This window comes from Pseudomonas sp. BAV 4579, from assembly GCF_009765395.1.
GTDB classification, from domain to species: domain Bacteria; phylum Pseudomonadota; class Gammaproteobacteria; order Pseudomonadales; family Pseudomonadaceae; genus Chryseomonas; species Chryseomonas aestiva.
In genome coordinates, this window is the sequence record NZ_WHOV01000054.1 from 1 (window position 1) to 13,908 (window position 13,908).

General features: G+C 68.3%; 9 protein-coding genes and 2 pseudogenes. 3 read left to right on the top strand and 8 right to left on the bottom strand.

What is annotated here, in order from left to right:
- Window positions 1–46: 46 nt before the first annotated feature.
- From GSQ95_RS12330 to lpxO, 4 genes and pseudogenes are all read right to left on the bottom strand, one after another.
- Window positions 47–3,121: pseudogene (locus GSQ95_RS12330) on the bottom strand (error-prone DNA polymerase).
- Window positions 3,118–4,527, bottom strand: a complete 1,410-nt coding sequence (locus GSQ95_RS12335; protein WP_158896483.1) for a DNA polymerase Y family protein — start codon at window positions 4,525–4,527, stop codon at window positions 3,118–3,120. The pseudogene GSQ95_RS12330 and the gene GSQ95_RS12335 overlap by 4 nt, the downstream one beginning before the upstream one ends.
- Window positions 4,528–4,534: 7 nt before the next feature.
- Window positions 4,535–5,149, bottom strand: a pseudogene (gene imuA, locus GSQ95_RS12340) (translesion DNA synthesis-associated protein ImuA).
- A gap of 122 nt (window positions 5,150–5,271) precedes the next feature.
- The gene (gene lpxO / locus GSQ95_RS12345; RefSeq protein ID WP_158896482.1) at window positions 5,272–6,171 is read right to left on the bottom strand and encodes a lipid A hydroxylase LpxO; all 900 of its coding nucleotides are present in this window, start codon (window positions 6,169–6,171) and stop codon (window positions 5,272–5,274) included.
- Window positions 6,172–6,350: 179 nt separating this feature from the next.
- Here lpxO and GSQ95_RS12350 point away from each other — a divergent pair, with 179 nt between their 5' ends.
- A complete protein-coding gene (locus GSQ95_RS12350; protein ID WP_158896481.1) occupies window positions 6,351–6,836 on the top strand; it encodes a DUF4124 domain-containing protein in 486 nt (161 codons plus the stop codon).
- A gap of 2 nt (window positions 6,837–6,838) precedes the next feature.
- Here GSQ95_RS12350 and GSQ95_RS12355 read toward each other — a convergent pair whose 3' ends face one another.
- The 3 genes from GSQ95_RS12355 to GSQ95_RS12365 all read right to left on the bottom strand — a co-directional run bounded on the left by GSQ95_RS12355 (window position 6,839) and on the right by GSQ95_RS12365 (window position 10,311).
- Complete coding sequence (locus GSQ95_RS12355) at window positions 6,839–7,783, bottom strand: transporter (protein WP_158896480.1); 945 nt, start codon at window positions 7,781–7,783, stop codon at window positions 6,839–6,841.
- A gap of 72 nt (window positions 7,784–7,855) precedes the next feature.
- Window positions 7,856–8,623, bottom strand: coding sequence for a coniferyl-alcohol dehydrogenase (locus tag GSQ95_RS12360; protein WP_158896479.1), 768 nt, complete (start codon window positions 8,621–8,623; stop codon window positions 7,856–7,858).
- A gap of 215 nt (window positions 8,624–8,838) precedes the next feature.
- Window positions 8,839–10,311, bottom strand: coding sequence for a benzaldehyde dehydrogenase (locus GSQ95_RS12365; RefSeq protein ID WP_158896478.1), 1,473 nt, complete (start codon window positions 10,309–10,311; stop codon window positions 8,839–8,841).
- 226 nt (window positions 10,312–10,537) lie between these two features.
- Between GSQ95_RS12365 and GSQ95_RS12370 the strand changes: the two genes are divergently transcribed.
- The gene (locus GSQ95_RS12370; RefSeq protein ID WP_158896477.1) at window positions 10,538–12,265 is read left to right on the top strand and encodes a sigma-54-dependent Fis family transcriptional regulator; all 1,728 of its coding nucleotides are present in this window, start codon (window positions 10,538–10,540) and stop codon (window positions 12,263–12,265) included.
- Between the two features lie 54 nt (window positions 12,266–12,319).
- On the top strand, window positions 12,320–12,784 hold the full coding sequence (locus GSQ95_RS12375; RefSeq protein WP_133859504.1) for a MarR family winged helix-turn-helix transcriptional regulator: 465 nt from the start codon (window positions 12,320–12,322) through the stop codon (window positions 12,782–12,784).
- Window positions 12,785–12,951: 167 nt separating this feature from the next.
- Here the strand turns inward: GSQ95_RS12375 and GSQ95_RS12380 are convergent, their stop codons facing one another.
- Window positions 12,952–13,884 carry an amidohydrolase family protein gene (locus tag GSQ95_RS12380; RefSeq protein WP_158896476.1) on the bottom strand — a complete coding sequence of 311 codons (933 nt, stop codon included), beginning with the start codon at window positions 13,882–13,884 and terminating at the stop codon, window positions 12,952–12,954.
- Window positions 13,885–13,908: the final 24 nt, after the last annotated feature.

The following is a 13,908-nucleotide window of genomic DNA, read 5'->3' on the forward strand; positions in this document are numbered from 1 at the left end:
GATGTGTATAAGAGACAGCTCCCCCGCCTCCCCTCTCCCTCACGCCCTAGTGGAAATCCCGACTCGACACCATGAGTTCGTCGAGCAAAGGACTCAGGTCGGTCAAGCGACCGGCGATCAGGTGCTGCACCCCCGCTTCCCGCTCCAGATGCCCCTCGACCTGTAGCAGCTGTGCCTGCAACAACGGTCGTCGCTGCTGTTCGCCCACCGCGCGCCAGACCACCACATTGAGCATGCCGTGCTCGTCTTCCAGGGTCACGAAGATCACCCCGCTGGCCGTGCCCGGTCGCTGTCGTCCGCGTACCAGTCCGGCCACCCGCACCAGGGCACCGGGTCTGATCTCGTCCAGCTCACGGAAATCCCGGCAGCGCCGGGCCTGGAGTTCGCCGCGCAACAGGCTCAGCGGATGGGGTCCCAGGGTGGTGCCCAGCATGCGGTAGTCGGCATGGACGTCTTCCGCGACGCTGGGCGCGGGCAAGGCCGGGCGTTCCTCCAGGGCGCTGTCCGCCGATTCGAACAGCGGCAGCTGGCGCTCCACCCCGGCCATGGCCCAGCGTGCCTGATGGCGATCCCCGGCCAGCTCCGCCAGGGCACCGGCCTCGGCGAGTTGGCCGCGCGCCCGGGCATCCAGCTCGGCCCGGCGACAGAGGTCCTCGACGTCACGAAAGGGCTGCGTACCCCGTGCCGCTACCAGGCGCTGACCAGCCGCTTCCGCCAGCCCCTGCACCAGGCGCAGGCCCAGGCGGATCGCCGGCTGATGGCCGGCACCTGCCTCCAGCCGGCAATCCCAGTCGCTGGCCTGCACGGTCACCGCGCGCACCTCGATGCCGTGGCGCCGGGCGTCCTGCAACACCTGATCCGGACTGTAGAAACCCATCGGCCAGCTGTTGACCAGGGCACAGGCGAAGGCGGCCGGCTCGTGGCACTTGAGCCAGGAGCTGGCATAGGTCAGCAGGGCGAAGCTGGCGGCATGGGATTCGGGAAAGCCGTAGCTGCCGAAGCCCTTGATCTGCTCGAAGAGGCGCGCGGCGAATTCCGGGCGATAGCCGCGCTCGACCATGCGGCTGTGCAGCCGTTGGCGATGGGGTTCGAGGCCGCCGTGGCGCTTCCAGGCCGCCATGGAGCGACGCAGCTGATCGGCCTCGCCCGGCGAATATTCGGCGGCGACCATGGCGATCTGCATTACCTGTTCCTGGAACAGTGGCACCCCCAGGGTGCGTTCCAGGGCCGGCCGCAATTCGTCATGGGGATAGTCGGCCTCTTCCTCGCCATTCCGGCGGCGCAGATAGGGATGCACCATGTCGCCCTGGATGGGACCGGGACGGACGATGGCCACCTCGATCACCAGGTCGTAGAGGGTTCGCGGCCGGAGTCGCGGCAGCATGGCCATCTGGGCACGGGATTCGATCTGGAACACCCCCACCGTATCGGCGCGGGAGATCATGGCGTAGGTGGGTTCATCCTCCTGGGGCAGGCTGGCCAGGGTCCAGCGCTGGCCGCGCCAGCCGGCGACCAGGTCGAAGCAGCGGCGCAGGGCGCTGAGCATGCCCAGGGCGAGGATGTCGACCTTGAGCAGGCCCACGGCATCGAGGTCGTCCTTGTCCCACTGGATCAGGGTGCGTTCGGGCATGGCGGCGTTTTCCACCGGCACCAGCGTCGCCAGGGGCGCTGCGGAAATGACGAAACCACCGGGATGCTAGGAAAGATGCCGGGGAAAGCCGATCAGTTGGCCGGCGAGGATGAGCACCCGCTGCAGCAGCGGGCTGTCCGGGTCGAAACCCGCTTCGCGCAGACGCTGCGCACCGGGGATCTCGTCGGTCCAGCGCCCGGCGCACCCGGACAGGGCGTCGAGCTGGTCGCCCGGCAGGCCCAGGGCCTTGCCGACATCGCGCAGGGCGCCGGCGGCGTGATAGGTGCTGACCACCGCGGTGAGCGCGGCCCGCTCGCGCCCATAGCGGCGAAAGACGTACTGGATGACCTCTTCGCGCCGCTCGTGCTCGAAGTCGACGTCGATGTCGGGCGGCTCGTCGCGCTCGCGGGAGATGAAGCGCTCGAACAGCAGATTGCCGGTGAGCGGATTCAGCTCGGTGATGCCCAGTACATAGCAGACCACCGAGTTGGCCGCCGAACCGCGGCCTTGGCAGAGGATGTGCTGGCGGCGGGCGTAGTCGACGATGTCGTACACGGTGAGAAAGTAGTTCTCGTAGCCTTTTTCGGCGATCAGCGCCAGCTCCCGGGCTACCTGGTCGGTGACCCTTTCCGGCGCGCCTTCCGGCCAGCGCCAGGCCAGGCCGCGGCGGGTCAGCTCGGCCAGCCAGGCGCCGGCCGTCACGCCGGCGGGTATCACCTCCTGGGGATAGCGATAGCGCAACTCGCCCAGATCGAAGCGACAGCGAGCGGCGATCCTCAGGGTCTCGGCGCGCAGTGCCGCGGGATAGAGACCCTCGAGCACCGTCAGCGGGCGCAGATGGCGCTCGCCGTTGGGATGCAGGCGATAGCCGGCTTCAGCCACCGGCAGGTGATGGCGGATGCCGGTGAGCACATCCTGCAGGGCTCGGCGCCCGCGGGTGTGCATGTGCACGTCGCCACAGGCCACTGCCGGCACGCCGAGCTGGGTGCCCAGTGCCTGCAACTGCAGGAGTCGGGCGGTATCGTCGGCGCCGCGCAGCAGTTCGACGCCGAGCCAGAGGCGCTCGGCGAAGACCTGCTTGAGCCAGGCGCCCTCCTCGGCCACAGGTTCTTCTCCCGGCAACCAGATCGCCAGCAGCCCGAGCAGTGGCGGCTGCAGATCCGCGCGAGCAAGCTGGTAGCGGCCCTTGGGCGCACGACGGCGCGCCCGGGTGATCAGGCCGCAGAGGGTCTCGTAACCCGGCAGATCCTCCACCAGCAGCACCAGCCGCAGGCCGTCGTCGAGGGTCAGCTCGCTGCCGACGATGAGCGGCAGCCCGACCTGGCGCGCCGCCTGCCAGGCACGGACAATGCCGCTCAGGGTGCCTTCGTCGGTGATGGCCAGCGCCGTGTAGCCCAGCGCCCTGGCCCGCTCGAACAACTCCAGGGCGCTGGAGGCACCGCGCTGGAAACTGAAATTCGACAGGCAGTGCAGCTCGGCATAGCCGCTCATGCGAACCAGCCCTGGATCCACCAGGGCGTCTCCTCGCCATAGCGGCGAAAGGCCCAGGCCTGGCGTCCGTCGGCCACCTCGATGCGGTAATAGTCGCGGCGCTGGTCGCCCCCGTCCCACCAGCCACTTTCGATGCGTTCAGGGCCCGCGAGGACCCGTCTTGGCTGACCGTCGAGGGGACGTGGTTCGCTCAGCAGCCAACCCGGACGCAGACCGGGCAGCGCGGTCTCCAGGCGTCGTTCCGAGCGCCAGACCAGGGCGCGCTCGGGACGGTGATCCGCCTGGATGCCGAGACCGAGTACCGCTGCTTCGCCCAACCGGGCACGCAGGCGCTCGCGCAATACCTCCCAGCCCACGGCCTGGGCCGGGCGTTCGTCGAACAGGCCATGGCGTTCCGGCACGAAGAGCGGCAATTCCTCGCTTTCCAGGCGCAGCGCCAGTACCGGCGCCACCACCTGCAGCTGTTCGAGACGACCGCGGGCGAATTCGAACAGCAGGGCGGCATCGCGCTCGGGCGCCAGCAGGCCGATGGTGACGGCGGTGGCCGGACCCTGGCGATGCTCCAGCCAGAGCAGGAAGCGCTGCACGCCACGGTCGCGACTGGCCAGCCAGGCGGCCAGGTCGGCGGTGAGGCGGCGCAGCGGGAACAGCAGGGCCTGGTGGGATTCCACCTCGAAATTGAGCTCAACCCGCGTCACGAAACGATCGGGAGGCCGATAGAACTCCAGCGCCAGGCTGCGGCTGCCACCCAGCAGATCCAGCTGCTGCAGGAGCTCCGGGGTGAAGCGGCGGGCCAGGGCAGCTCTGGGCAGGGCCTTGAGCTGCTCCAAGCGGCGGATGCCCATGCGTGCCAGCGCCTGGGCCTGCTGGGGAGCGAAACCGGCCCGTTCCACTGGGAGCCGATCGAGCAGACGCGGCAGCTCATCGGCGGAGGCGGTCAGGCCGTCGGCGACATTGGTCAGCACCCGCGCCGCCACCGGATTGGGCGCCAGGGCCAGCCGATGGCGAAAACCCAGGCCCTGGAGCTCCTGGCGCAGGCGCCGTTCCAGCCGCGGCCAGGGCCCCAGCAGCGGCAGGCTGGACTGCACCTCCAGCAGCAGCGCCCGGGGGTAGTGACGGCTGACCTGGGAACTGAAGTCATAACCCCAGGCCGCCAGCAGCGTCTCGGCCGTCTCGATGAGCGCCGGATCGTGCTCCTGCTGCTCGAAGTCGCGGGTCAGCGCCTGGGCGGCGGCCAGGGTCAGGCCCGGGCGCAGTCCCAGGGCTCGAGCGGCCGGATTGACCGCCTGCAGCAGACGCCGGTGCGGTGGTCCGGAGAGCAGCACCAGCGGCTGCTCCGGCTGCGGATGACGGCGCAGCACGGCATCCAGCGCCAGCTGCGGAAAGAGGATGCAGGCCCAGCGCATGGCCAGCTCAAGCGCCGCCGGCCAGATCGAGCACGCCGGGTTGCCCGCCCCGGCATTTGCGGATGTGCAGCCGCTCCAGGGGGGCCCGGAGTTCCAGGCGCAAGGCCGCTGGCGAGGGATTGTCCAGGGCAGCGGCCGGACGCAGGGCGAAGGCCAGGGTGCGACCGCTCTCGGCGGCGACCTGCAACCGGCGCAACTAGCGATCATCGGCGCGCTCGGGCCAGCAGAGCACCGCGCCAAAGCAACCCGAACGCAGGCATTGCTCGGCGGCCCAGAGCACCTCGGCGCCCTGGGCGCGGATCACCACCAGGGAATCCAGCGCCACCCCGGCCGCCTGCCAGGCCAGGGGATAGGGCAACAGCGGCGGCGCGATCAGGGCGATGCGCTCAGCGGCCTGGCTCAGGCGCGCCAGGGTCGGCCAGAGCAGCCGCAACTCGCCATGGCCGGGGCCGGCGAGCAACAATTCGGTGAGGGCCGCCTCGGGCCAGCCGGCGCCCGGCAGATGGGCATCCAGGGCAGCGACCCCGGTGGGTTGACCACTGCGCCGGGCTTCGGGACTGGTCTGCCCCTTCCACAGGCGCCGCTCCTCGAACAGCCGGGCCAGGCTGGCGCCGCCGCTCATGCCGCCAGACCTGCAGGGGTGTTGTCCATGGCCATCGCCTCTATCTGTATATACATACAGGATTAGAGGCGATTCGCATCGAGGTCAAGCCGAACCGCTGTCCACGTCGATGAAACAGCTGGTCAGATCCAGATCACCACGCCGAGCAGCGCGGCCAGTAACAACCATTGTTCGAGGTAGTAGCGGAAGCGGTTGCGCTTCTTCAGCGCCTTGCCGCGCTGACGGATGCGATAGAGGTGCCGGAAGGCGCGATTGAGGCCGCCAGTCTTGTCGCCGGTGTCATTGGGCGAGGCCGCAGAGGCCAGCAGGGTGCTACTGACCCAGCGATTGAAGGCGCTCGCCCAGCCATAGCGCAGCGGCCTTTCCACGTCGCAGAACAGGATGATGCGATCCTGGTCGGTGGTGTTCTCGGCGTAGTGGATGAAGGTTTCGTCGAACACCACTGCCTGGCCATCGCGCCAGTGATAGCGCTGGCCGTCCACCTCGATGAAGCAGCGCGGATCGTTGGGCGTGGCCAGGCCCAGGTGATAGCGCAGGGAGCCGCCATAGGGATCGCGATGGCGCACCAGTCGCGACCCGGGCGGCAACTCGGCGAACATGGCCGCCTTGACCGTGCCGATGCCGCGCAGCAATTCCGTGGTTCTGGGGCACAGCTGCAGGGCGGAGGGATGGCTATCTCCGTACCACTTCAGATAGAAGCGCTTCCAGCCGCTCTTGAAAAAGGAGTTGAAGCCGGCATCGTTGTGCTCGGCGGATTTCTTGATCTGGCCGGCGCGCAGCAGGTCGAGGGCCTCGTCGCGAATGAGCTGCCAGTTTTCTTGCAGCACCTGGAGTTCAGGAAAGCGCTCCACGGCATGATAGGGCGCGTTGGGCACCCGCGAGGTGAGAAACATGAAGGTGTTCAACGGTGCCAGAAAGGTCGAATGGTCACTGAGCTGACGCAAAAAGCGATGGCGCACCCGGCCGCGCAGGTGCACGTACAAGACACAGAGAAGAAAACTGCCAATCACCAACCACTTCACGTGTCGCTGTCCTGGAAAGAATGTTTCAGGATGTTATACGCCTCACCGGGATCAGGCCTAGCTTTTAAGGTCTGACGATTAGCCGCAGGCTTGATCGGGAAAGCATGCCGCCCCCTGGGAGCCATGGCGGGCATCTTGTATCCTGCAGGTGACAATTCGAGTGCCCGGAGGGCCTCATCATGCGTTCGCTGCTCTATGGCCTGCTGCTCGCCAGTGGCGTCGTGGCCGCTCAGAATGTCTACAAGTGCGTGGACGACCAGGGCCGGACGACCTATACCCAGGGCGCCTGCCCGACGAATAGTCAGATCACCACCATTCCGCTGCAGAGCCTGCCCGACAGCAACGGCTTCACGCCGCCGCCCAGGCCCGCCGCGCCTCCGCCGGTCAGTGCGCCGCGCGAGGTCACCGTGGTACCCGCCCCCGCTTCCAGCCGCCAACGTCCGGTGGACGATGTCACCGTGGTCGGCGGCTCCTCGTCCTCTTCCAGCTCGCGGCAGGAAACCGAGGTGCGCGGCTCCGGCATCATCTATCAGCCGGTGCCGGTCTACATCGACCGCCGGCCACGCAACGAGACCTGGCACATGGTGCCCCATCCCCAGGCCCAGCAGCCCCAGCCGCTGGCGCCTCCTCCACCGCCGAACCGGGGCATCCCCATCGATCGCTAGCGCTACAGCTTGTGCAGGAAGTTGACGACGAACTTGCGCCCTTCGGTGCGGTTCTCGGCGTCCTGCTCGAAGTAGCTGTTGACGGTGATCATATTCTCCCGGGAAAAGGCGTAGGTGAAACCCGGACCCCAGGCCCAGACCTTTTCCCGCCGCCCGCTGACGTCATGGCCGTCCACCTGGGTGTCGGTGATCTGCCGGAGCCAGTAGCCGCTCAGGCCGACGCTGAGCCGATCGTTCAGCGCGTACTGGGTGGCGAAGTTGGCGTGCAGCGCCTGACCGGCCCGGGTATCGGACACATCGCCAAAGCTGCGTAGCGGCTGGTCGTTCTTGCCATTCCACAGGTACCAGAAGCGTCCGGTCACCGACCACTGCGGCGTCAGCCAGTAGGTAGTGGCGTAGTAGGGATTGAAGGACCAGAAGTTGCTGCCCGGATTGATCGCCCGGTCGCGGTCGTAGCGACCGGTGGGGGCGACGATCTCGGCCTCGATACGCTGCGCCCAGCGCGGTCCGCCGTCGGGGCGGGTGGTGGTGGGCAGTTGCAGGAAGGCGCCCAGGGTCAGGTCCCCTACCCCTTCGCGGGCGCTCAGCGCCTGGCCGCCGAGGCCGTCATCGACATCGGCATGGGCCAGCCAGGGCAGGATGGCGGTGAAGCCGGGCATGGCGCCATTGGCCAGGGGCTGGCCGACATAGATGATCTGGCTGACCGGGGCGAAGGTGGTCAGCTCCTGCTTGGGCAAGGGCAGCTTGCGCCCGTCCTGGTCGTTGAAGCGACTGGTCTTGCCGTAGATCAGGTACTCCTCCCAGTACCAGCCGGGGCCATCCGGCGGCGGCGCGCCATCGTAGAAGCTGGTGGAGCCGAGATTGAGGCCGGGCAGATCGTAGGCCTGGACCTGCAGGGAGGCGAGGCTGGCCGCGGCCAGCAGACCGAATCCGAAACGTGTGCGCATGACGTCGTCCTGAAGTTGTTCTTGTTGTGGGAAAACGCGATCGCCGCGCCCGGGCAGGCGCGGCGATCCGGATCAGACGTAACTGGCGGCGAGACCGCCATCCACCGGCAGGTTGGCGCCGTTGATCCAGCGCGAGGCATCGCTGCAGAGGAAGGCAATGGCCTCGGCCACCTCGTCGGCCAGCGCCGGGCGCAGCATGCGCTGGCTGTCGCGAGCGACGCGCTCTTCGCCGAGCATGCTGACGAAGTCGCCCAGGATGGGGGTGAATACCGGCCCCGGCGCCACGCAATTCAGCCGCACGCCGAATTCGCGGAGCCAGGTCTGGGACTGCACGAAGCTCCAGACGATGAGCGCCTCCTTGAAGTACTGGTAGCAGGTGGCCTGGTCCACCGGATGGGCTTCCAGCCAGGCCTGGGCCTGGGCGAAGTCGGCGATCTGCGCCAGCGCGCGATGCTGTTCCAGGCGCTGCGGCCATTCGGCACCGAGAATGGAAGCGACGTTGACGATGGCGCCATCCGGGCCCAGCCGCGCGACCAGTTGCTGGCTGAGCAGCCGCAGGCCGAGATAGTTGACTCGCGCCACGGCCTCCCGGGGCGCCGTGCCCGGCACCCCGGCGACATTGCACAGGCCGTGCAGACGCTCCGGCAGGCGGCTGACCAGGGCGGCGATGCTGTCGGGATCGCCCAGGTCGGCCTGGTGGAAGTCGTCCAGGCTGAGCTGGGGCTGGTTGCGATCGACGCCGATCACATAGGCGCCGTGAAAGCGCGCCAGACGCGCCAGTTCGGCGCCGATGCCGGAAGCCACGCCGGTGACGACCAGGGTCTTGCCATACAGGGTCATGGGATTTTCCTCTTGTTGTTATTGGGGGTGAAACAGGGGCTTGGAGCCTGTTCAAAGGCTCGCGAGCTAGAGCCAAACAAGGCGAACATGGCTGAGGAAGCAGATCGGACCCGCGCTCGGGTTTACGGCTTGTAAATGAGCATTCCGATCGGACTGGCGACCCAGGTCATGTTCAACGCGGTTTGGCCGACGCGCAGCAGCCTTTGAGCAGGCTCTCAGAAGGGATAGCGTGGCGGCTCGATATGCTCGGTCACCCACTGCCACTGGCTGTAGTCGTCCCAGTTGCACAGGCCGCCGACGCTGCCGCCATTGCCGGACTGGCCACGCCCGCCGAAGGGATTGACCACCTCGTCGTTCACCGTCTGGTCGTTGAGGTGCAGCATTCCGCACTCCAGGCGTTCACCCAGGGCGCGGGCACGGGCCAGGGAGCCGGAGAGCACGCCGGCCGCCAGGCCGTAGGGGGTGCGATTGGCCAGGTCGACGGCTTCGGCCTCGCTGGCGAAGGTCACCACGCTGGCCACCGGACCAAAGATCTCTTCGTCGAAGGCGCGCATGCCGGGACGGACACCGCTCAGTACGGTCGGGGCATAGAACAGCCCTTCGTGCCGGCCGCCCTGCTCCAGCCGGGCACCGGCGGCGAGGCTGTCGGTGACGATGCCCTGTACCCGTTGCAGCTGCCGGGCGTTGATCAGCGGACCCAGCTGGGTCGTGGGCTCCAGCGGATCACCCAGGCGCAGGGCGGCGGCGCGGGCGGCCAGGCGCTCGGTGAAGGCGGTAGCGAGGCGCTGGTGCACCAGGATCAGCCCGGTGGCCATGCAGATCTGGCCCTGGTGCAGGAAACTGCCCCAGGCGGCGCAGCCGACGGCGCGGTCGAGATCGGCGTCGTCGAGCACGATCAGCGGATTCTTGCCGCCCAGCTCCAGGGCCACCTTCTTCAGGTGGCGCCCGGCGCTTTCCGCCACCTGGCGCCCGGCCTGGGTCGAGCCGGTGAAGGCGATCATCCGCACCTGGGGATGGGCGCAGAGCGCCGCCCCGGCCTCGGCGCGACCGGGCAGCACCTGCAGCACGCCCTTGGGCAGGCCGATGGCCTCGAACAGTCGGGCGATCAGGATGCCGCCGCTCACCGGCGTCTGGTGATCCGGCTTGAGCACCACGGCATTGCCGCAGGCCAGCGCCGGCGCCACGGCGCGCAGCGAAAGGATCAGCGGGAAGTTGAAGGGCGAGATCACCCCCACCACGCCATGGGGCAGGCGGCGGGCATAGGACAGCGCCCCGCGCTCGCTGGGCAGGACCACGCCATGGGGCTGCAGCAACTGACCGGCGACCTGCTGCAGGATGACCCCGGCTTCGCGCAATTCCAGCTCGGCCTTGGGCAGGATGCCGCCGGTCTCCCGGGCGATCAGGGGGGCCAGTTCGGCGCGCTGCATTTCCAGCTGCGCGGCCGCGGCCAGGAACAGCCCGGCCTTTTGCCGGGCGGTCCAGCCGGCCCAGGCCGGTTGCGCCTGGGCCGCCTTGGCGCAAGCCTGGTCGATATCGGCGACACTGGCCAGACCGGTGCGATGCAGGGGCTGGCCAGTGGCAGGTTCGATGACCTCCAGAGTACCACCCTGGGCGGCGATCCAGTCGCCATCGAAAATCCGCTCGCGCCAGGGTGCGCCGTCCAGGAACGGCGTGGATGGTCTGCTCATAGCCTTCTCCTTGTTGTTATCGGGCCGCGGTGGGCACAGGCAAGAGAGCAAAGGCTGTGCCCAGCCTGGGCTGGTAACAAAAAGAGCAACGCAATCAGAGGTTTGGTGGCTTGGGCAGGCAAAGGCGGCAGGCCCAGCCGGCAAACGTCTTGCTCAAAAGATAAAGTTATGAGGTATAACCTTTCTCTCGATTGCGCATTTGCGCAATGCCTCAGGGAGTCCTGCCATGGCCCTGTCCGAACGCCTGTCCCTCAACGCCTTGCAACAGGTCGCCCCGGGCCTGCACCGGGGCGACAGTGCCGCCTGGGACGGCAGCGCCAGCCCGACCCAGGCGGAACTGGCCGAGTGCCTGTTCTTCTCGCCCGGCGATGGCCGCATCTGGCTCAATGACCAACGCATGCTGCTGGTCCACGCCTCGTCCTTTGGTGCCCTGCGGCGCGAGTTGATCGGCGCCCTGGGTCAGGAACGCGCCCGCGGTCTGCTGACCCGGGTGGGCTATCTTTCCGGGGTAAGGGACGCCGAACTGGTGCGCAAGCGCTGGCCCCAGGCCGACGCCGCGGCCATTTTCGCGGCCGGTACCCGGCTGCATGGCCTGGAAGGTCTGGTGCGGGTCGAGCCGCTGCATTTCGAATTCGATGTCGACCAGGGGCGTTATGGCGGCGAATTTCTCTGGCATCACTCGGCCGAATGCGACGAGCACCAGATCGCCCACGGTCAGGGCAGCGACCCGGCCTGCTGGATGGAGATCGGCTATGCGATCGGCTATGTCAGCAGCCTGTTCGGCCGCCTGGTGATCTTTCGCGAGGTGGAATGCCGCGCCATGGGCCATCACGTCTGCCGGGTCGAAGGCCGCAATGCCGAACGCTGGCCCGATGTGGCGGAAGACCTGCGCTATCTCAATGCCGCTGGCGACGGCGCTCCCGAGCCAGCCGCCACGGAACGCCTGCCCGCGCCCCTGCCCCACGCCGCCGACGGCCAGCAACCGCTGGTGGGCGCCTCGGCAGCCTTCAACAGCGCCTTCCAGGCCCTGCAGCGGGTCGCCCCGACCCCGGCCACGGTGTTGCTCACCGGCGAATCGGGAGTGGGCAAGGAGTTGTTCGCCAGTCACCTGCACCGCCTCAGTCGCCGCGCCGACGGCCCCTTCGTCGCCCTCAACTGCGCGGCCATTCCCGAGAATCTCATCGAAGCCGAATTGTTCGGCGTGGAGCGCGGCGCCTACACCGGCGCCAACCAGTCCCGCGCCGGGCGCTTCGAACGCGCCCAGGGCGGCACCCTGTTTCTCGACGAGATCGCCTGCCTGAGTCTGCCCGGCCAGGGCAAGCTGCTGCGCGCGCTCCAGGAGCGCGAGATCGAGCGGGTCGGCGGCAGCCGCACCCTCAGGGTGGACGTGCGCGTGATCGCCGCCACCAATCTGGACCTGCACGAGGCGGTACGCCGCGGCGACTTCCGCGAAGACCTCTTCTATCGGCTCAACGTCTATCCCATCGGCATCCCGCCCCTGCGGGACCGCCGCGACGACGTGCCGCTGCTGGTGGATCTGTTCCTGCGGCGCTTCTGCGCCGCCTACGAACGTCCGCCGGTGGGCCTGACCATGCGCGCCCTCAAGGCCCTGCTGCGCTACGACTTTCCCGGCAACGTGCGGGAATTGCAGAATCTGGTGGAGCGCGGGGTGATCGCCAGCGATCCGGGCGAACTCATCGACCTGCCCCACCTGTTTCGCGGCGAACCGCTGCCGGCCGACCTCCTGGAACCGGCGCCGCAGACAGCCAGCTGGCTGGAACGCCTGGGCGTGGACGGCAAACGCCCGCTGCACCTGGGACAGCTGGAAGCCGAGCTGCTCGACGAAGCCCTGGCGCACAGCCAGGGCAACGTGGCCGCCGCGGCGCGACTGCTCGGCCTGAGTCGTGCCCAGTTCGCCTATCGCCATCGCCGCGCGCGCCAGGATCTGGACTAGAATGACCCCTCGATACCCTCCTCTCGCCATCTCCGACGGAAGCCCTTCCCGCCGATGAGTTCCCCCGACGACGCCACGCCCCTGGACCCTGCCGCCACCCCCTGGCTGGACACCGCCGTAGGCTATGCCCTGCGCCGCGCCCAGATGAAGATGTTCCAGCACCTAGTGGACAGCCTGGCCACCTATGACCTGCGCCCCGCCCAGTTCACCGCCCTGGTGATCCTCGAACAGGAACCGGGCCTGATGCAGGCCGACCTGGCCCGGCGCCTGGCCATCGAGCCACCGCAACTGGTGCTGCTGCTGAACAAGCTGGAACGCCAGGGCCTGGCCGAGCGGGTGCGTGGCACCCAGGATCGCCGCGCCTACGCCCTGCACCTCACCGAGCAGGGCCGTGCCCTGGTGGGCGAACTCAAGGAGCGCGCCGCCGCCAGCGACCGCGCCGCCAGCGCGCCGCTGGAAGATGCCGAGCGGGCCGAGCTGTTGCGCCTGCTGCGCAAGCTCAATGGGGAATTGGGGTAGCGGGGCTGGTAAGGCGGGCGCTGAAAGAGGTAGCGGTTTTGTTGGGCTTCGCTGCGCTCAGCGCCAACCTAAGCTGTGACCACCACCCACAGCCCTGCCTTAGCGCCCCCTCTCCCACGGGGAGAGGGCTGGGGTGAGGGCCGCCGTCAGCCGCTGAGATACGGCCCTCAAAAGCCGTACAGACTGACCGGGTTATCGCGCAGGATGGCATTGCGTATCTGCTCATCCGGCGCCCAGTCGGCCAGCAGGTCGAAGATGAGGCCGTCGTCCGGCTTGTTGCCGGTCGCGACCGTGGGATGCGGCCAGTCGCTGCCCCACAGCAGCCGCTCCGGATGACGCCGCACCAGCTCCCGGGCCACCGCGCCCACGTCGGCATACTCCGGCGGGCCGCTGCGCGACCTGATGTAGGGACCCGACAGCTTCACCCAGGTACGCTCGCCGTCCAGCAGGCGGGTCACCACGGCGAAGGTCGCCGAATTCACCCCCTCCGGTTGCGGCACATGGCCCATGTGGTCGATCACCAACCGCGCCGGCAGCCGTTGCAGCCGACTCTCCAGCTCCGTCAGCTGATTGCCCGTGGCGACCACCTGGACATTCCAGCCCAGTTCGGCGACCCGCGCGGCCAGGGGCTCGAGGTCGGCCAGATCGGCGCCGCCGTAGCTGAGGTTGAAACGGATCCCGCGCACCCCGGCCTTGTGCAGCTCCTGCAACTCGGCATCGCTGATGCTTTGGTCGAGGACAGCTACACCGCGGGCCTGGCCCTGGCTGCGCGCCAGACCGTCGAGCATGCAGCGATTGTCGGTGCCGTAGGTGGACGGCGTGACGATGACCATCCGCTGCAATCCCAGTAGCGCCTGCAGCTGGTGATAGTCATCCAGGGAGGCATTGGGCGGAAGCAGCTTGGCGCCCGGCGCCGCTGGATAGCGGTCGTCATAGAGGTGCATGTGGCAGTCGACACTGCCGGCCGGCGCCTTGAGTCTCGGTGCCGTCTGTATCGCGGAGAAAGGGGTAGCGGCCTGGACGCCGAGGGCATCGAACAGGCACAGGGCGGCACTCGCCTGGGCACTCGCTTGCAGGAAGCGCCGACGACTGAACGTCATGGGGAAATCCTCGATAGGTTGCCG

Bases quoted from the DNA above. Each gene is read 5' to 3' on its own strand.
- GSQ95_RS12350 (WP_158896481.1), top strand. From the start codon at position 6,351: ATGCGTTCGCTGCTCTATGGCCTGCTGCTCGCCAGTGGCGTCGTGGCC.
- GSQ95_RS12380 (WP_158896476.1), bottom strand. From the start codon at position 13,884: ATGACGTTCAGTCGTCGGCGCTTCCTGCAAGCGAGTGCCCAGGCGAGT.
- GSQ95_RS12365 (WP_158896478.1), bottom strand. From the start codon at position 10,311: ATGAGCAGACCATCCACGCCGTTCCTGGACGGCGCACCCTGGCGCGAG.
- GSQ95_RS12370 (WP_158896477.1), top strand. From the start codon at position 10,538: ATGGCCCTGTCCGAACGCCTGTCCCTCAACGCCTTGCAACAGGTCGCC.
- GSQ95_RS12375 (WP_133859504.1), top strand. From the start codon at position 12,320: ATGAGTTCCCCCGACGACGCCACGCCCCTGGACCCTGCCGCCACCCCC.
- GSQ95_RS12355 (WP_158896480.1), bottom strand. From the start codon at position 7,783: ATGCGCACACGTTTCGGATTCGGTCTGCTGGCCGCGGCCAGCCTCGCC.
- GSQ95_RS12335 (WP_158896483.1), bottom strand. From the start codon at position 4,527: ATGCGCTGGGCCTGCATCCTCTTTCCGCAGCTGGCGCTGGATGCCGTG.
- GSQ95_RS12360 (WP_158896479.1), bottom strand. From the start codon at position 8,623: ATGACCCTGTATGGCAAGACCCTGGTCGTCACCGGCGTGGCTTCCGGC.